The organism is Paenibacillus lycopersici, assembly GCF_010119935.1.
Taxonomy (GTDB): Bacteria; Bacillota; Bacilli; order Paenibacillales; family Paenibacillaceae; genus Paenibacillus_Z; species Paenibacillus_Z lycopersici.
Map to the genome: position 1 here is coordinate 5005395 of NZ_CP048209.1, position 18512 is coordinate 5023906.

An 18512-nucleotide genomic window follows, 5' to 3' on the forward strand; every position below is an offset into this window, starting at 1 on the left:
CCGGGCCAGCTTCGGCCGGCGATTACTTCTTCGCCACGGCGGCTTCCGCCCCGCGCTTCAGCAGCACGTTCTGCTCGTAGGCTTTCACTTCGGCGAGCCATGCTTCGCGAACCGGCACGCCTTGTTTCGCGCAATAGTAATCCCATACCGCGCCGAACGGATAGGACTTGAATTCTTCCTGCAGCGCCAGGCGCGTCGTGAAGTCGAAGTTCAGCTCGGCTTCGCGGAGCGCTTCGACCGGATCGAGGAAGCCGCGCAGCAGCGCCTTGATCGTGTTGCGCGTGCCGATGACCCAAGCCGCGACGCGGTTGATGCTCGCATCGAAGAAGTCGAGGCCGATATGCGTCTTGCCCAGCAGATCGCCGCGGACGAGCTCGCGCCCGATATCGATCAGCTCGTCGTCCAGCGTGACGACGTGGTCGCTGTCCCAGCGCATCGGGCGGCTGACGTGAAGCAGAATGCCGTCCGCGAACAAGGACAAGGAAGACAATTTATTGGAGATCACTTCCGTTGGATGGAAGTGGCCCGCATCGAGACAGATCAGCTTGTTGTTGGCGATGCCGTAGCCCATGTAGAACTCGTGGGAACCGACGACGTACGCTTCGGAGCCGAGACCGAACAGCTTGCTCTCGATCGCATCGAGGTTATGCGCGGGGTTCAGCTCTTCCGCGAACACTTCGTCGAGCGCGTCCTTCAGCCGCTGGCGCGGCGCCAGGCGGTCGACCGGCACGTCCTTGAAGCCGTCCGGAATCCAGACGTTCGTCACGCAGGTCTGGCCGAGACGCTCCCCGAAGTAGGCGCCGATCTTGCGCGAAGCTTTGCAGTGGTCGATCCAGAACTGCCGGATGGCCGGATCCGGATGGCTCAGCGTGAAGCCGTCGGCCGATTTCTCGTGCGAGAAGCAGGTCGGGTTGAAGTCGAGGCCGAGCCCTTGCTCCTGCGCCCATGCGACCCATTTCTCGAAATGCTTCGGCTCGATGCGGTCCAGCTCCACTTTCTCGTCCGTATCGACGTAGATCGCGTGCAGGTTGACTTTGTGCTTGCCGGGAATCAATGAGAACGCTTTCTCCAGATCGGCGCGCAGCTCCGCGGGCGTGCCTGCGGCGCCCGGATAGTTGCCCGTGACGGAGATGCCGCCCGTAAGCGCTTGATCTTTATTCAGGAAGCCGCGGACGTCGTCGCCCTGCCAGCAGTGCATCGATATTTTGATTTCGGCCAGCTTCTCCAGTACCGCATCGACGTCGATGCCGTGCTGCGCGTACAGCGCCTTCGCCGCTTCGTAATTCGCAACAATGCTTTGGTCCATGATCATTGCTCCTTCGCTCTTATTTGATAGGGTAGGCTACGACGGACATCAGCGCATTCTCCGCCTGCGTGGCGTCGAGACGGCTGTACTGCACGATCACCGGCACGTCGCTCAGCACCTCGATGGCGTAAGGCACGCCCACCGGAATGGACGCCCCGTTCGCCGAGAGGGACGAGGTGCGGATATGCTTCGTTCTTCTGCCGGGTACGACATACGCAATGTTCTCGAGCGGATCGCGGTCTTCGAAGAAAATCGTAATCGTCAGCCGCGCCTCTTCCGAGGCGCAGTTCAGCACGCAGATGGATTCGTGGCTCTCGTACGCCCCGGGCGCGCTCGCCGGGGGAATGAAACCGTCGGGAATGATCCAATGTTTCTCGCCAATTGCTTGATGCATGTCCACACGTCCTCTCAATTAGGTAGGTTGAACAAAAGAATCGCAAGAGAACGGCGCTGCGCGTGCGAATCGTTGTTTCCGATCGCTGTTGTCCCCGGATTTTTCGGAATAGAATTAACCGTTAAACGGTTAAAATCCGGGGACAAAGGCGGCCGCTGACGCTTCTTCACAACGACCGCTCGCTCCGCTTTGTTCTTGGCTCATCTTTCGTTCAATGTTCAATACAAAAGCATTAGCGCGTGAAAGCCGCCGGCACGCCGCCGTCGATCGTCAGCATGCAGCCCGTCGTTTTGTCCGCCTTCGAGGACGCGAAGAACGCGATGCCTTCCGCGATGTCGCGCGGATAGATGTTCACGAGCAGCGTCGTGCGCTTGCGGTAGTGCTCTTCCAGCTGATCCGGCTCGATGCCGTAAGCCGCCGCGCGCTCGTTGCGCCAGCTGCCGTTCCAGATCTGCGACCCTTGCAGAATCGCATCCGGCAAAATCGTGTTGACGCGAATGCCGAATTCCCCGCCTTCGGCCGCGATGCAGCGGGCCAAATGCGCTTCCAGCGCCTTAGCCGCGCTGTATGCCGATGCGCTCTTGCCGGCATAGACGGAATTCTTCGAGCCGATGAACACCATGTTGCCGCCGATCGCCTGCTCTTTCATGAGCTTGAACGCTTCGCGCGCCACGAGGAAGTAGCCGGTGCCGAGCACGCTGATGTTCAGGTTCCATTCCTTCAGCGACGTTTGGTCGAACGGGCTGGACGTTGCAAGTCCCGCATTGTTGACGATGATGTCGAGACCGCCGTAAGCCAGCGCCGTTTCGCCGATGGCGGCGATGACGGCCTCTTCGCTCGTCACGTCCATTTTCACCGCGACGGCGCGGCCTTCGCCGTACTTCCCGTTGATTTCGCCGGCAACGCGCTCCGCGCCTTCCAGGTTCAGGTCGGCCAGCACGACATGCGCGCCTTCGGATACGAGGCGGCGGGCCGTCTCGCTGCCGATGCCGCCGGCGCCGCCCGTGATGAACGCGATTTTGCGGGAGAATTCCGCTTCCGCAGGAGCAAGCGACAGTTTGTACAGCTCAAGCGGCCAGTACTCGACGTTGAACGATTCGTTCTCGCTCAGCGACACGAAGCTGCCGAGCGCCGTCGCGCCGCGCATGACCGCGATCGCGCGGTGATAGAGAGCGCCGCTTACTTTGGAATTCGACCAGCTCTTGCCCGTGTTGATCATGCCTACGCCCGGGATCAGGATGACGCGCGGCGCGGCTTCGAACATGACGTCGCCTTCGTTCTTGTTGCGCTCGAAGTACGCTTCGTATTGTTTTTTGTACGCGGCGACGCTTTCTTTCAGAATGGCTTTCAAGCCTTCGACGTCGTCGGCGTTCGGCGTCCAGTCGATGAACAGCGGCACGACCTTCGTGTGCACGAGGTGGTCCGGGCAGGCCGCGCCGACTTGCGACAGCGCCGGGGAGTCCGCGCCGCCTACGAATGCCAGCACGTCGGCCTCGTCGTCGAACGTCAGGATCATTTTCTTCTCGTCGCTGACCGCGCCGCGGATCGTCGGCATCACTTGCGCCGCGATGCTTCTGCGGACGTCCGCGTCAAGCGCCTTGTGCTTCGCGCCGCCGAACAGCTTCGCCTCGTTCACGCGCGCTTCGATGAACGTTTCGGCTTCGGTGATGATTTTGATCGTTTGCGCGTACGCTTCCTCGCTCGTCTCGCCCCACGTAACGAGACCGTGCTTCTCCATCAGGACGAGCTCGGCTTTCGGGTTGCCGAGCACGCCTTGCGCGATCATTTTGGACAGCGTGAAGCCCGGGCGAACGTACGGCACCCATACGAAACGGTCGCCGAAAATCTCTTTCGCCAGCTGCCTGCCGTTGTCCGCGCAGCACAGGCTGATGATGGAATCCGGATGCGTATGGTCGACATGCTTGAACGGCAGGAACGCGTGCAGCAGCGTCTCGATGGACGCGCGCGGATGCTTGCTGTCGATCATGCAGTGCGCCAGGTAGGCGACCATTTCCTCGTCGGACATTGCGTCGCGCTCGAACAGCGGGCGGATATCTTCCATGCGAAGTCCCGTGAAATTGCCGGCCTTCATCGTCGCCAGATCGGAACCGCTTCCTTTGACGTACATGACTTCGATGTCGCGGCCGCGGAAATCCTTCACGGTCGTTTTGCTGGACGTATTGCCGCCGCCCCAGTTGCAGACGCGGCGATCCGCGCCGATGATGTTGGAACGATAAACGAGCTGCTCAAGTCCTCCTTGGCTCGATGAAGCTTTCGCATGATCCCATAAGCTCTGTACCATTTGTTTACCTCCGAATGAGTGGGTATAAGTGCGTATGGACTCAGTTTAGCATGTTTGTTTGTTTTTGAATAGTTGGTTTCAAACAAAAACAAACATTAATTTTACGTATTGAAGTTGATGTACCAGAGCAAAACAAAGACCCGCTTCCGATAGGTTCGGAAACGGGCCAAGGTCCGGCGCCGGCGGCCAGTCGCGGCATCGGACGGGCTAATCCTTGCGGAACAGCCCCAGGAAGGTAACGGCAATTCCGAGCAGAATGCAGATGAAGGCCGCGCTCGGAAACCGGAATTTGAAATCGACGATGAGGTTGAAGATCGCGCCGAGAACGATCAACTGTCCGCCCAGGAACATCAGCTTCTTGCCCGTGAGCCGATACCTGAACACCGTAAACGCCGCGATCAGTCCGATGACGATAACGAGGCCGGTCATCGCGCTCAGGAACAGGAAGCCGTTCTCCGTCAGCGTGAACATTTTCTCGTAAAATGGCCGTTCGCCCATGCTTAGTCCTCCAATCGAGCTTCTTCTTCTTCTGCCACATTCCCCCATCATAACGCAAAGTCAGCCGCAACCGACATCAATTTCTGTTTAAGATGCCGTTTGCGAAGGGGATGATCGCTTCCTAGAACGGCTCACCTGCAGGTCGCGCGATCCGCCCAAGACGCTAGCCGTCCCGTTCGAATTCCGTTATCCAAAGCCCCGGCGCCGCCTGACGCTCGCGCATTTCGGCGAAGCCGAGCTTGCGGTACAGCCGCTTCGCCGGCAGGTTGGCCGAGCCTGTCGCCACGATGAACGCGCACCCAGCGTGTGCCGCGAAGAGATGACGAACCAGCGCTTCCCCGATGCCTTTGCGAAAATGCGCCGGATCCACGACGAGACGGTGAATATCCACGACCCTGCCCTCCGCCCGATATGCGATCGCTCCCGCCAGCTCCCCCTCCCCGCCGCCTTCGAACCAGCCGAAGAACGTCTCTCCGCAATCGCGAAGCGACGAGAGCGTGTCCCGCAAACCCGGGATATCGTCGAATCCGATCAGCTCCGCTTCTATGCGATAAGCCGCATGCTGAATATGAAGCAGTCGCTGAACGAGTTCCGTCTTGTCGAGCGGGATGATTTCTATCATTCGAGAGCCCTTCTTTCATTCGTTGTCATCTATGATCATAACGATACGCGTTAGTAGAGATTCGCGATAATCATAGCGATAGGCGCTGCCGAATCTCGCATGGCTGCAATTCTCGATCGGCGCGGGCACGGCTCCTTCTTCTCCGTAGCCCGGCAGGTCGTATATAATGGATTGTACATGAAAGTAAACATTCATGACGAGACTAGGCTATAATAAGAGCATTACAAGAAGAATCAGCGAACGAGGAGAGCTTATGAATCGTAACGACTTCCTACCCATCATACTGGGCAGCGACGAGAACGCCTACGGCAACGTCCGCCTTATTCATGAAACCTATCAGATCCGCCCGCTCCTGCTCTGCACGCGGCTGCTGATCCCGACTATGCATAGCGGCCTGTTCGATCTGATCCGGATCGACGGCTTCGACCAAGACGACGTTTTCCCCGGCGCGCTGCTGTCGATCCTGGAGAAACACGCCGGCTCGTACAAGAAACTGATCGTCATTCCATGCTCGGATTACTATGCCGGCATGCTGTCGCGCCACTATGACAAATTCAAAGGGCTGATCGCGAATCATTTTATCTCCGACAGCCTGCTGGATACGCTCGATACGAAGGACAAGTTCTACGAGCTGTGCGAGAAGTTCGGCCTGGACTATCCGAAGACGGTCGTATGCGAACCGCAGGAACGCGAGAACGCGCTGGACCGCATGGATTTTCAGTTCCCGATCGTCGTCAAGCCGGAGAACAGCAACGCCTACGACTACCTGCACTGCCACTTCGAAGGCAAGAAGAAAGTGTTCTTCTTCAACAACCGCGAAGACTATCTGGCGATGATTCGCAGCATGAATACGTCCGATTATCGGGGCAAGCTGATTCTGCAGGAGTTCATCCCCGGCGGCGACAGCGCGATGCGCGTCATCAACAGCTACTCCGACGACGACGGAACGGTGAAAATGATGTGCCTCGGCCAGCCCGTGCTCGAAGAGTACGCGCCGAAGACGCTCGGCAACTACGCCGCCATCATCAGCCGCACCGACATGGACATCTATAAGAAGGTCAAGGCTTTCCTGGAGCAAATCGGATATGTCGGCTTCTCCAACATCGATATGAAGTACGATCACCGGACAGGCAAATACATGATGTTCGAGATCAATCCGCGGCTGGGCAGAAGCAGCTTGTTCGTCCGGGCGGCCGGACTGAACATGATCGAGGCGCTCATCAACGAAGTCGTCTACGGACAGAACAACGATTGCGTGTACGGCCGGGCGTCGGCGCTGTGGACGAACGTGCCGCGCACGGTATTGAAGCGCTACGTCACCGACCCGGCATTATCGGCCGAGATCAATGGGCTGTACCGTCAGAAGAAAGTGATCCGTTCGCTCTGGTACGGCAAGGATCTGAATATGAAACGGATCATCAGCGTGTCGCGTTATGCCTACGGACATATTAAGAATTACAAGCGCTATTACTTCGATAAAGACCAAGCGTCGTTCGCCGAGCTGTCTCAGTAACGCCGCGCGTCCGGGAAGGGGCTTCTCACAAGTCATCGTTAGATGACTGCGGGAAGCCCCTTCTTAAGGATAGGGTTCTTCACCCTGTCCGCAGGCTGATGAAAAGGCCTTCGGGTCGAGGCCCGCGGCTGACAACGTTACCGCTTATGCATCGTCAGACGTGTGCCTCCTCCATGAACGGACATGGGCAGGCACCAGGCGGACAGAGGATCCGCTATTTGATCGCAATCGGCGTTTCGGAGTCAGCGATCGGACATAGGATGCGTTATGGGCTCCGACATGCAGCCAAACACCGGATTTCGGCAGAAATAGCGCATCTCCTGTCCGGCAGCGTGCGAAAAATCGATGATTACGAGCAAATAAAGGATCTCATGTCCGTTCCCCTTGGACGTTCTCGACATGCTGGGAAATCGTTGCTGCCGCGAAAGAACCTTATACGCACAAATGGATGGAATCTCTCTATGCGCAAAAGGTATAATCATAGATGCAAGCGATTACATCCATTCGGTAGGAGGAGAACGATGAACATTGCGGGAGTTATTACCCAGCTGCGAACGAACGATCTCGAAAGCTCCATACGCTTCTACACGGAAACGCTCGGCCTGGAACTCGCGTTCCGCTACGAGGATTTCTATGCCGGCATTCGCGCAGGCAGCCAAGTGTTCCATCTCAAGGCGGTTGACGATCAGGACCCTTCGATCGCGTATGTGCGCGAAGGCGACCATTTCCATCTCTACCTGCTGACGGATGATGCCGCCGCCTTGGCCGAGACGCTGAAGGGCCGCGGCGTCAAGCTGCTCGCGGACGTGTGCGAAACCGAATGGAACACGAAGGAATTCGTGATCGAGGATGACCAGGGACACACGCTTTACTTCGGGCAGGACCTGTAACGAAACGCGTAGCCAAGGGGAACGAATGCCGGTATTCGGCATTGTTCCCCTTCTCATCTCGCCTTCTATCTCCCCTTCTCATCTCGCTTGCCGATCTCACCTTCCGATTTCCCTTTCCGATTCACCGGGGCGGCCGCTCCGCTTAAGCCTCGTCGTAATTTTTCCTGACGACGATATGTTCGGCCGATTCGGCCCTGCGGTTAATGACATCGCGTATTCCTTCGGGGTATACATCCTTGTGCTCCAGCTGCTCCAACGTACGCCAAATCAGCTGAATGCCATCGACCTCGCGATGGTCGTAGACCGCATTCCCGTCCTCATCCGCGATCGAGCCCCAATGCAGGATCGTGCAATCATGCCTTTGTTTGCCGTCATATTCGACGATGCTTTCGCTTAGGCAGGCTAGCCCGTCAATATCCGCATGCAGTTCGAATTCTTCCATCAGCTCCCTGCGAATGGCTTCGGCTGCGGTTTCCCCGAACTCGACGCTGCCTCCGGGGAAGCGATAAAAAGTTTCGTCGCGGTCGCATTGCACCAGTACGGCTTGACCGTCCCGGCGAACGAGAATGACTTCGGCTCTTAGCAGCGGTCGATTCATTTTACTCCCCCTATCGGCGATGATTCGGCACGTACCCACTCATAGCGAATATCCGGCAGCCGTTCTTCGTTCTCATGGCCTCTGCTAATGACCTTGAACCCGTGCTTCTCATAGAATCGCTGCGCGATGACATTGACTTCGAACGTATACAGCGTCAAGCTGCCGCTTGATTCGGCTTGGGCTTTACGAAGGAACGTCTCGCCGATTCCGCGGCCCTGGTAATCCATATGAATATACAGCTGGCTGATTTCCTGCGCATTGTAAGCGGTCATGCCGACAACCCGGTCGTCCGCAAACGCCAGTTCGACTTGAAACCGCTGCGGCAGGATGCGGTTCAAGAAATACGTCTGCTCTTCGACGCTGCGAGCCGATTGCTGCCCGAGCGCCTTTTCCTTGCTGTCGCGCCACATGCGCACCGTCTGTTCCGCGTACTTGGTGTCATAAGGTATAACCTTCCATTCGGATGGCTTCATGATGCGACCTCCCTCTCCCTCTCATGGACCGCTATACTTGCAAATAATACTCCCCTGTCATCGATGCCAGCGCTTGCCGGAAGCTGCCTTCATAGCGCTCGCCTTCCGCGTCAAGCGCATGCTCGCAGCGCGCGACGTAAGCCATGCAATACGTAGCCGCCGCGGCGATTTTGGTCCACTCGTCACGGCTAAACCTTGTGCCTCGGGCTTGCTCGTATTCCAGGGCGAAGGCATGCGCTTCTTCTTGGGACGGCGTAATCTTGACGGGAATATCCCATGTTGTCGTATACGTGGCCGCCGCGATGCCCAGGACGTTCAGCTCGTCTTCCAGCTTGAGGCTATCCCAATCATATACCATCGCGACCTCCCCGTCCCGGAAACGAAAATGCTTCAAGGACCAGTCGACGTGCCCCAGCACCGTATTGCCGCCGATGCGATTGACCGTTCGCTTGGCCTGGCCGGCGATGGCATCGATCCACGCTGCCCCGTTCGACGTCTTGGCGAAGTCGAACAACGCATTATGAGGGACGGGATACAGGCTTTCGCTCTTGCAGAATCGTCCGTGCGTCAAGCCTTCCGCGCCTTTATGCGGCTCGGTCGCTGTAATCAATCGCGCCAATGCGCGGGCTATCGCTCTTCGAATCTCCGGGGAATGCGCGTCCTTGAGCTCGCCGGGCGCCGCGAACGCATCGACGGTCGCGATGCCCGTACCGAACTCCGTCGGGCCAAGCAGCACACCCGGACAAGGAAATCCTTGCTCCGCAAGGGATTTCTGAACGCTTGACATCGCGCATAGGTACGATTTGCTGATCGCCGTAAGGGTATCGGCCGACGTTGGTTGATGTACTTTCATGAACAGCCGCAGCCCGTTCTCCAGTTCCAGGCCGAACGAAGCGCCGACGCTAAAGCCAACGTACAATGCGGTGGCAGCGGCGCTGCCAAAATGGCGGATGCAGAACCGGTTCGTTTCTTCCGCGATTCGTCCGACATCCGCGGTTCCGAGAATGGAGCGGCACAGTATGACGTTCTCCTTGTCCTCCATGGCGGTTTGCAGCGCTTCGTGAAATAGAACCCTGTTCATCCTCGCACTTCCCTCCTTCATGAAGAAAAAGGATTGCACGGCGAAGGCCGACAATCCTTTGGGATCTTTCGCATGATGATGAAGCTCCTCGAGCATCCGAGGCCGATAACCGATAACCCTATTCTCTCGCGAACAGCGTCGGGAAATATTCCTCCCGGTCGAAGCGCATGCCCGGCTCGGGGCGCGCGCCGATCAGACGCAGGTTGTCATGCTTCTGGCGCACGTCGCGGAAGTAGGTATGCCCCGGCATCAGATGCGCGACGATCGACAGGCGCGGATCGGCCGTCGTGTTCGGACCCGAGCCGTGGAACGTCAGCGCATGGTGGAAGCTGGCTTGACCGGCTTTCAGAATGCACGGCTCCTCGACCCAGTCGCGCGTGGCGAACTTCTCCTTCAGCTTGCTCATATCCTGCTCGAAGAACGTGTCGCTGCCTTCCACCGCGCCCCATTTGTGCGAGCCGAGAATCGTCATCATGCCGCCGTTGGACAGGTCGGTATCCTGCAGCGCGATCCAGACCGTAACCATGTTCGTCGTGCTGCTGACGCGCCAATAGCCGTAATCCTGGTGCCAGCCGACGTTGCCGGCGTTCGTCTCCTGCCCGTTCGTGCCGGGCTTGTAGATGACCTGATCATGCCACAGGCGGATGGAATCCTCGTTCAGCAGATCGGCCGCCATATGGCCCAGATTGCGGTCGGTTACGACGGCGCGCACCTCGTCGTTGATCCACCAGCCGTTGTCGAGCTTGCGAATCTGCAGCGGGTTCTCCGGCAGCGAGTAGTGGTAGAACGGCAAGCCGCGGCCGTCGTGCTTCTTGTTCCAGATGCGATCATGCGCGCCGCGCAGCCGCTCGATCGTATCGTCGTCGATCAGCTTCGGGCTGATCCAGTAGCCCGTCTCGTTGAATACTTTCTTGTCCTCTTCCGTCACTTGATAAGGAATAACGCCCATCGTTCAATCGCCTCTTTCATTATCGCATCGATATTGAATTCGCTTACTATCCACATTGTACGATCGGCGCGCCGCGTTGACTTCCGGGAAACTATCAAATAGGATTAGAAACAAACAGACGATCAGAAACACGAGGCCGTTAGGGAGGATCCGAATGTTTCGGAACAAGCGAATGAATGCAGGGAATAAACGAATGAATGCAACGAATAAACGAATGATGGATTAAGCGAATCATTAGGCGTATACGACGAAGGAAAAAAAGGTCGAACCCGCAACTAAAGCTATATGCGATCGGATACGAAAATTATTAACCGGAAATCAAATCAAGGAGCTGAGCCGCCATGTCCCGCAGCAAGCACGATTCGCCGCGCTGGGTCTACGAATGGAGAGACGCGGGCGAGTTCGCCGCCTTCCCCGAACTGGAGATGATCGGCTTCGACCGCTTCCAGGAAGCGCTGCCGCTCTCCGACCATCAGCATGCGCGCTGCTACGAATTCGTCTACGTCGAACACGGAAAGCTGTCGTGGGAAGTCGATTCCGGCCCGCACGCGACCCATGCGGGGCAGTGCTTCCACACGAAGCCGGGCGAATGGCATCGCGCCAGGTTCAACTTCATGGAGCCTGCGAGCATCTGGTGGATCATCGTCGTCGATCCCGGCGAAATGCCGGGCTGGCTCGGGTTCGAGGAAGCGGACCGGCTCCGCGTGCAAGCGGCGCTCGCCGCGCTGCCGCGCGTCGTGAACGCGGATATTCGCATCCGCGAGCAATTGCTGAAGCTGCGCGGCATTATCGAGCACGGCACATCCGGCGACCTGTTCCGGGTGCGCCATCATCTGCTCGATATCGTGCTGCAGCTGCTCTACCCGCCTACGGCGCGGCAAATCCCGCTCGATCTTCGCGAAGCCATGCTCGCGCTCACGGCGGAACTCGAAGCCGAGCCCGAACGGCGCTGGGCCAACCGCGAGCTGGCGGCGAAGGTCGGCGTCAGCGAATCGCATTTCTACCGGCTGTTCCATGACCTGCACGGGCAATCGCCGGCGAATTACATCGACCGGCTGCGGATGAACCGGGCCTGCGGGCTGCTCCGTCTCCCGGAGGCGAGCGTGACGGGCGTCGCGATGGACCTCGGGTACAAGACGAGCCAGCATTTCGCGACGGTATTCAAGAAGTATATCGGCGTGTCGCCGACGCAGTGGCGGAATGAGGAATAATACCGCTACAAGACATCGAATTCCACCGGCCATACGATGGTCCCCGGCGTCCTCGTGCCTGCCGCCGCTTCATCGCAATAGCCTGCCAGCGCCGGATGCTCCCGATCCAGCGCAAGCAGCATGTTCTGAGGACCGGTCCGGACTTCGGCCCGGTACGGGAGCCCGGTCTTCTTCAATGCGAGCGACTCCGGCGGTAACGGCAAAGCAAGCTTGTCGGCGCCGGGTGTAAGCTCCGTCAGCTGCCGCTTCAAATGCGCGCAAATGCGGACGAAGGCTTCGCCGTCTTCCGCCAGCAGCGCCAGAACCTTCCCCGGCGAGCGTGAATCATAACGCACGTACCCCGCCAACCGACCCTCGATGTCGATCGACGCCGCCCGAATGCCCGCCCCGGGACTGAGCCAATCCGTCACGGAAGCTCCGGGCTTCAGCGCCAGCTCCGACTCCTGCCACCACTTCTCCCACATGGCCAGCAGCGGCTCAATATCCCGTGCTTGGACGCGCCGCTCCGCGACGAGCGCCGTCGATGCCGGAATATCCGCGCAGGAAAGCATGACCTTGGCATCGCTCCACATCCGGGGCAGGTAGCCGAAACGCGCATAGTATTCCGGATGTCCCAGCAGCACCGAGAGCCGGAAGCCTTTCTCCTTCGCCCTGCGAAGCCCTTCGGCGATCAATCGCGATCCTGCGCCTTGCTTCTGATAAGCGGGCAATACCGCGGCCGGAGCCAAAATGACCGCATCCAGCATCTCGCCTCTTATGCGTATGCGCTGCGGCGTGAAGAGCGCATGGCCGATAATCGTGCCGTCGATTTCGGCGACCACGGACAGCTCCGGGTCGAAGCTGCGGCGGCTTCGCAGCTGGTTGACGAGCACCGTTTCGCCCATGCCGTAACCATAATCGAATGCGGCCGCGTTCAGTTCCGCAATACCGCTGAAATCGCCGTATCGCTCGGAGCGGATAAGGAAGTCTTTCATTGGCCACCTCGTTCCTCATGACTTCCATAGTTTAGCACAGCGGCTTGGGGCTCGCTTTGTTATAGCCGTTTTTTACCTGCAGCGAAAGTACCGTACCGTGGCCCATGCCGCCAACCTTCGCGCTGGGAAAAATCGTCTTCGTTATCTCCGCCGCGGTACGGTATAATGGAAGCTTGCATCCATGAATGACTCGACGGGAGTAAACCTCATTATGCGTTGGTTCTCATCTTATCCGAAAGAAATCCGGGTTTTCCTGCTGGCCAGCCTCATCAATGCCATCGGCAGCGCGCTCATGTGGCCGCTCGTGACGATGTTCGTCTTCGACGAGCTCGGGCGAAGCATGAAGGATGCCGGGCTGGTCATTCTCATACAGTCGATCGGCGGCATCGCCGGGCAGCTGCTCGGCGGATCGCTGTACCACCGGATCGGCGTGAAGAAGCTCATTATCGGCGCCCTTGCCTTGAATGCGGCCGGCTTGCTGCTGCTTCCCGCGCTCAGCCACGCGTGGACCGTCTTCATCGCAATGATGGGGCTGATCGGCCTGTTCAATGCGCTCTCGCTGCCGGCGATACAAGCATTCATCGGGTTCCGGTTCGCCGAACGGCGGGGCGAGCTGTACAATGTCGTCTACATCGCCAACAATATCGGCGTCGCGGTCGGTACGGCGCTCAGCGGCTTTCTCGCGGACGTCTCCTATTCGCTCAGCTTCGTGCTGAACGGCGTCTCAGCGGGCGTGTTCGCGGTGTTCTTCCTGTTTTACTTCAAGCAAGTCGGGACGGGCAGCGACGACAGCGCAAGCCTGCTGAAGCGCAGAGCCGCGCAGCAGACGGGACTTCGGCCCTTGCTGCTGGACATTCGCGTCTATCTGTTCCTCTCGCTCGGGGCGATGCTAATCAACCTGGGCAACAGCATCTGGAACACCGGCGTATCGCCGTTCATTATCGAGCACGGCATGCCGAAGCAAATGTTCGGCTACTTGTGGACGCTGAACGGCATCCTCATCTTCGTCGCCCAACCGCTCACGAACTTGATCAAACGGCTCGCGGCCCGCTCGATCAAAACGCAGCTGACGGCCAGCGCGCTGTTCTACCTGCTCGGCTACGCCGTCATCCTTGCGCTGCACAGCTACCTGGGCATGGTGCTCGGCATGGTGCTCACCACGCTCGGGGAGATGCTGATCGCGCCGGCGATCCCGGCCTTCCTGAGCGAGAACGGCGGCAAGCACGCGCCGTTCTACCTCGGCCTTGCCGGGGGCATCGGCTCGGCGGGCCGCGTCATCGGCCCGTACGTCATGGGCGGCCTCTACGACGGCGGCGGCCTGATGCCCGTGGCGTGGCTCGCGGTCGCGGTCGCGGCGATGGGCACGGTGTCGTTCGTCGTGCACGCGGCGGTTAACCGCCGGCGGGATCCGGCTGAGACAGCGTTGCGGGAATCGCTGCATTCCTGACAAGAAGAAGGCCTGTCCGCGATGCATGGTTCATGCATCGATCGGACAGGCCTTCTTGTGCTATAGCTAACTATTAGCGGACATGCCCATTTGCGAAGAGATTATGCCTTCTTTGCAATTTGCCTTCTGACTTCTTTGCGATTTGCCTTCTGCCTTCTTGTCTTTTGCCTTATTACCTGCTTACTTGCTGCGATGCCGTCGGCCCTTATGCGTTTCGATCCGCGGCAATCATCAGGAACATCGGCCGGCGCAGCTCGTCGCGCATGCCGGGCACTGTGTCCAGCATCGCCTTCGGCGGCTGCGGCTCCGACAGCTTCCGAATGACGAAGCCGGCTTCGATCAGCGCATTCAGCATCGTCGAGACGGTCCGGTGATACTTGATGACGTCATTCTCCAGAAACCGGGTCTCGCGCATGCCTTCCACGGAGTAGTCGTCGACCGGCCAGTGCAGTTTCTCGCCGTCCGCTCCGTAATGCCAGTCCTGCGCGGCGCGCGCGGTGAACACCGGATGCTCGGTCGAGAAGACGAAGCTGCCGCCGGGCGCGAGCAGCCGGTAGACTTCCTTGCATACGGCATCGATATGCTCGATATAATGCAGCGCAAGCGAGCTGATGATCACGTCGAAGGAGCCTGCCGGATAGTCGAGATCCTCGATCGCGAGCCGGCGGTACGTAATCTTCGGATCGTCGGTCAGCTCCCCGGCCCGCGCGAGCATTTTCTCCGAGATATCGATGCCCACGACTTCAGCGGCCTCCTGCTCGCGCGCATATCGGCAATGCCAGCCGTAGCCGCAACCGATATCGAGCACCCGCTTCCCTGTCAGATCGGGCAGCATCCGGCGGAACGACTGCCATTCGCCGGCAGCATCCAAGCCGTCGACAGAACGCGCCATCAGGCTATAGTTCGCGAAGAAGCCGGCATCGTCGTATTTATTCTGCTTCATTGACTCGATCTCCCTTCCTTGGCGTCCTACTTAATCGATTCCATTATTATACAACAACTTGATTCAGCAATTGAAGGACAATTGCTTCAGCAAGCGTCGAAAGGCGCATCCCTTGAGCCCGGATGCGCCTTTCGCTTGTGACTTAGTCGTTCAATTCGAGATCTTGGCGAACTTTGCTGCGCTTGCCCGTCATTTCGTAAATCACCGGAACGACGATGAGCGTCAGCAGCGTCGAAGTCGTCAAGCCGCCGATAACCGTGACGGCCAAGCCGCCGGAAATCAAGCTTGTCGATGACTTGGACAGCGCGAGCGGCAGAAGCGCCAGAATCGTCGCGCAAGCGGTCATCAGAATCGGTCTCAGCCTTGTCTTAGACGCTTCGACGAGCGATTCGCGAAGCTCCATGCCGAGCTTGCGGTTCGTCTCGACGCGGTCGAGCAGTACGACGGCGTTCGTGACGACGATGCCGACCAGCATCAGCATCCCGATCATCGCGCTCATCGAGAGCGAATTGCCCGTGATGAGCAGGCCGCCAAGGGCGCCGCTCGGCACGAAGAGCAGAGACGAGAGGATAATGAGCGGCGTGCGCAAGCCGCCGAACGTCATGCTCATGACCAGGAAGACGAGGCCGACGGCCGCTCCCATGGCGATGCCGATGCTCTTGAAGCCGCTGTTGATCATTTCGAGGCCGCCGCCGATTTTGACGTCGACGTTATTCGGCAGCGTCAAGCTGTCGATATCCGATTGAATCGTCTTCGTCACGCTGGCCGTCTTGTCCGTATCTTTCACGTTGCCTTTCACTTCGGCATACGTCTTGCCTTCTTCATGGTTGATGGACACCGGTGCCGACGACTCGGACAATACCGCGAGGTCGCTCAGCTTCTTCATGCCCGCAGCCGTCGGGATCGTAATGTTCTCCAGCTCGGCCTTGGACGAGATTTGCTGCTTGTACGCCATCGTGATGTCCCAGTTCTTGCTGTCCAGCGTATACGTGCCGACATTGACCGGACGGAGCTGCTCGTTCACGGCGCCCATGATTTGGAACGCCGAGACGCCCAGGTCTTTGGCCGTCTGGTTAAGGGACAGCACCCATTTCGGCGATACGTCCTTCAAGTTGTTGGATACGTCTTTCATATCCGTGTTGGCCTTCATCAAATTCTCGACTTGCGATGCCGCCTGGGCCAAGGCCGACAGATCGTCGGAATACAGGTCGATCGTCACTTCGCTGCCTGTAGGCGGTCCGTTCTGTTCGCCTTCTTTGACATCCACCGTCGCTTTCGGCGATACGGCGGTGACGATGTCTTTCAGATCGGCGTTCGCTTTGTCGATCAGCTCGGTCGTGTCGACCTTCGCGTTCTCTTTGAACTGCACCTTGAACGACGCGGTATTCGTGCTTGGAATTTGTACGAACGGATTGTCGACGCCGCCAACCATCGCCTGATAGTTGTCGACATCCTGCAAGCCCTTCAGATACTCTTCCACTTTACCCGCCGCGGCATTCGTCTCTTCAAGCGGCGTTTGCGCCGGCATCTTCAAGTCGACGCCGATGGAAGCGACATTGCCTGCAGGCAGGAACGCGACGCCGAGCAGCGGAATCGTGCCGAACGAGGCGATCAGCAGCACGATCGACAGAGTCAGCACAAGCGCTTTGCGCTTCAGCGCGCCTCGGATGACCCGCTCGTAGAAATCGATGAAGCGGCCGCCTTGCTTATGCGGCTTGATGGAGTTGAAGAACTTCGCGCCCAGCACCGGGATAAGCATCATGGCGACGAGCAGCGAGCACAGAATCGAGATGACGACCGCGATGGCGAACGGACGGAAGAATTCGCCGATAATGCCCGTGACGAAAGCCAGCGGCGCAAACACGACAACCGTCGCGATGGTCGAGGAGCCGACCGCGCCGATCACTTCCTTCGTCGCGCGGAACGCCAGCTCTTTGCCGTTCATCTCGCGGCCCTTCTCCTGCCGCCATCTGTAAATGTTCTCGATGACGACGATACTGTCGTCGACGATCCGGCCGATGGAAACGGCGATGCCGCCGAGCGTCATAATATTGAGCGTGTAGCCCATTTCGTTCATCAGCGCGATCGTCGCGAAGATCGAGATCGGCAGCGAAATGATGGAGATGAGCGTCGCCCGAATATTGCGCAGGAACAGGAAGATGATGATGACGCAGAACAGCGCCCCGAACAAGCCTTCCCGAATAAGCGACGATACGGAATGCTTGATCTCTTCGCCTTGGTCCTGAATGAGGCGAACGTCGATCATGCCTTTATCTTGGTAAGCTTTCAGCTCTTCCTTCACCGCGTCGGATACGTTGGCGGTGTTGGCGTCCTGCGTCTTCACGACGCCGATGATGAAGCTGGACTGGCCGTTGTAGCGCGTAATTTCATTCTGCGAGGACACCGTCTTCACTTCGGCGACGTCCGACAGCAGCACTTTCGCAGCCCCAGGAGCTCCACCGGCTGCACCTGCCGCAGCGCCCGCTCCGGCTCCGGCGCCCATGCCTGCACCTGCGCCGGCGCCCATGCCTGCACCTGCACCTTGGCCGCCGGCGCTCAGCTGCAGGTTCTTGATTTGATCCAGATTATCGATCTTGCCGACGAGGCGGATCGGGATCGTGTTGTCGTCCTGGTTCACCGAGCCGAGCGGCAGCGCGTAATCCAGCGATTGGATCGCCGATTGAATCGTGCTCAGCGACAAGCCGTACTGGGCCGCTTTATCCTTGTCTACCACGATTTGCAGCTCTTGGGATACCGCGCCCTTCAGCGTAACCGAGCTGACGCCGGACACCTTCTCCAGCTTCGGCACGACGGTTTCTTCCAGCGTCTTCTGGAGCTCCGCCGTATCGGACTTCGAGGAGAAGATGGCCGCTTCGTAGATCGGCGCCTCGCCGAACGAAAGGCGCTGCACCGTTACCTTCGCCTTGTCCGGCAGCGTTAGCTTGGCCACCGCCGCTTCGGCGTCCTTCATTTTGTCGTCCATGTTCGTGCCGAACGGGTACTGCAGGAAAACGCTGGACGAATTCTCGGAGCTCGAACTCGTAAGGGAATCGTAATTCTTCAGTCCGATTAAACTCTGTTCGATCGGCTTCGTAACCTCCGACTCGATTTCTTCCGTCGAAGCGCCCGGGTACACCGTCTGAATGAAGACGGCCGGGAAAGTGACGTCGGGGAAGGTCTGCTGCTTGATCTGGGTCGACGAATAGAAGCCTAACCCCAGCACGAGCACGCACAGAATGACGACCGCGACGCTGTTTTTCAAGCTGAAGCGCGTTAATGCGTTCATTGGTTTCTCTCCTCTTCTCTTTATC

At 58.6% G+C, this 18512-nt stretch carries 16 protein-coding genes; 4 read left to right on the top strand and 12 right to left on the bottom strand.

What is annotated here, in order from left to right:
• Nucleotides 1-22: 22 nt before the first annotated feature.
• From rhaA to GXP70_RS22070, 5 genes are all read right to left on the bottom strand, one after another.
• Nucleotides 23-1306, bottom strand: a complete 1284-nt coding sequence (gene rhaA, locus GXP70_RS22050; RefSeq protein ID WP_162358826.1) for an L-rhamnose isomerase — start codon at nt 1304-1306, stop codon at nt 23-25.
• A gap of 19 nt (nt 1307-1325) precedes the next feature.
• The gene (locus GXP70_RS22055; protein ID WP_162358827.1) at nt 1326-1700 is read right to left on the bottom strand and encodes a sensory rhodopsin transducer; all 375 of its coding nucleotides are present in this window, start codon (nt 1698-1700) and stop codon (nt 1326-1328) included.
• 232 nt (nt 1701-1932) lie between these two features.
• On the bottom strand, nt 1933-4002 hold the full coding sequence (locus tag GXP70_RS22060; protein WP_162358828.1) for a bifunctional aldolase/short-chain dehydrogenase: 2070 nt from the start codon (nt 4000-4002) through the stop codon (nt 1933-1935).
• A 207-nt stretch (nt 4003-4209) separates the two neighbouring features.
• Nucleotides 4210-4500, bottom strand: coding sequence for a hypothetical protein (locus GXP70_RS22065; RefSeq protein ID WP_162358829.1), 291 nt, complete (start codon nt 4498-4500; stop codon nt 4210-4212).
• 163 nt (nt 4501-4663) lie between these two features.
• Nucleotides 4664-5122, bottom strand: a complete 459-nt coding sequence (locus GXP70_RS22070) for a GNAT family N-acetyltransferase (RefSeq protein WP_162358830.1) — start codon at nt 5120-5122, stop codon at nt 4664-4666.
• 253 nt (nt 5123-5375) lie between these two features.
• Between GXP70_RS22070 and GXP70_RS22075 the strand changes: the two genes are divergently transcribed.
• Together GXP70_RS22075 and GXP70_RS22080 are read left to right on the top strand one after the other, a co-directional pair.
• Complete coding sequence (locus tag GXP70_RS22075; RefSeq protein ID WP_162358831.1) at nt 5376-6635, top strand: carboxylate--amine ligase; 1260 nt, start codon at nt 5376-5378, stop codon at nt 6633-6635.
• Between the two features lie 521 nt (nt 6636-7156).
• The gene (locus GXP70_RS22080; RefSeq protein ID WP_162358832.1) at nt 7157-7525 is read left to right on the top strand and encodes a VOC family protein; all 369 of its coding nucleotides are present in this window, start codon (nt 7157-7159) and stop codon (nt 7523-7525) included.
• A gap of 142 nt (nt 7526-7667) precedes the next feature.
• Here GXP70_RS22080 and GXP70_RS22085 read toward each other — a convergent pair whose 3' ends face one another.
• The 4 genes from GXP70_RS22085 to GXP70_RS22100 form a co-directional block, all read right to left on the bottom strand.
• On the bottom strand, nt 7668-8123 hold the full coding sequence (locus GXP70_RS22085; protein ID WP_162358833.1) for an NUDIX domain-containing protein: 456 nt from the start codon (nt 8121-8123) through the stop codon (nt 7668-7670).
• Nucleotides 8120-8596: a GNAT family N-acetyltransferase gene (locus tag GXP70_RS22090; protein ID WP_162358834.1), complete on the bottom strand. Its 477-nt coding sequence runs from the start codon at nt 8594-8596 to the stop codon at nt 8120-8122. The genes GXP70_RS22085 and GXP70_RS22090 overlap by 4 nt, the downstream gene beginning before the upstream one ends.
• Before the next feature lie 31 nt (nt 8597-8627).
• A complete protein-coding gene (locus GXP70_RS22095) occupies nt 8628-9677 on the bottom strand; it encodes a hypothetical protein (RefSeq protein WP_162358835.1) in 1050 nt (349 codons plus the stop codon).
• A gap of 118 nt (nt 9678-9795) precedes the next feature.
• Entirely contained in the window at nt 9796-10626 is an 831-nt protein-coding gene (locus GXP70_RS22100) for a phytanoyl-CoA dioxygenase family protein (RefSeq protein ID WP_162358836.1), read from the bottom strand.
• A 341-nt stretch (nt 10627-10967) separates the two neighbouring features.
• Here GXP70_RS22100 and GXP70_RS22105 point away from each other — a divergent pair, with 341 nt between their 5' ends.
• Nucleotides 10968-11837 carry a helix-turn-helix transcriptional regulator gene (locus GXP70_RS22105; RefSeq protein WP_162358837.1) on the top strand — a complete coding sequence of 290 codons (870 nt, stop codon included), beginning with the start codon at nt 10968-10970 and terminating at the stop codon, nt 11835-11837.
• A gap of 5 nt (nt 11838-11842) precedes the next feature.
• Here the strand turns inward: GXP70_RS22105 and GXP70_RS22110 are convergent, their stop codons facing one another.
• A complete protein-coding gene (locus GXP70_RS22110; protein ID WP_162358838.1) occupies nt 11843-12811 on the bottom strand; it encodes a GNAT family N-acetyltransferase in 969 nt (322 codons plus the stop codon).
• A 211-nt stretch (nt 12812-13022) separates the two neighbouring features.
• Here GXP70_RS22110 and GXP70_RS22115 point away from each other — a divergent pair, with 211 nt between their 5' ends.
• Complete coding sequence (locus GXP70_RS22115) at nt 13023-14258, top strand: MFS transporter (protein ID WP_162358839.1); 1236 nt, start codon at nt 13023-13025, stop codon at nt 14256-14258.
• A gap of 205 nt (nt 14259-14463) precedes the next feature.
• Here GXP70_RS22115 and GXP70_RS22120 read toward each other — a convergent pair whose 3' ends face one another.
• Together GXP70_RS22120 and GXP70_RS22125 are read right to left on the bottom strand one after the other, a co-directional pair.
• Nucleotides 14464-15201 carry a class I SAM-dependent methyltransferase gene (locus tag GXP70_RS22120; protein ID WP_162358840.1) on the bottom strand — a complete coding sequence of 246 codons (738 nt, stop codon included), beginning with the start codon at nt 15199-15201 and terminating at the stop codon, nt 14464-14466.
• 142 nt (nt 15202-15343) lie between these two features.
• Nucleotides 15344-18487, bottom strand: a complete 3144-nt coding sequence (locus tag GXP70_RS22125) for an efflux RND transporter permease subunit (protein WP_162358841.1) — start codon at nt 18485-18487, stop codon at nt 15344-15346.
• Nucleotides 18488-18512: the final 25 nt, after the last annotated feature.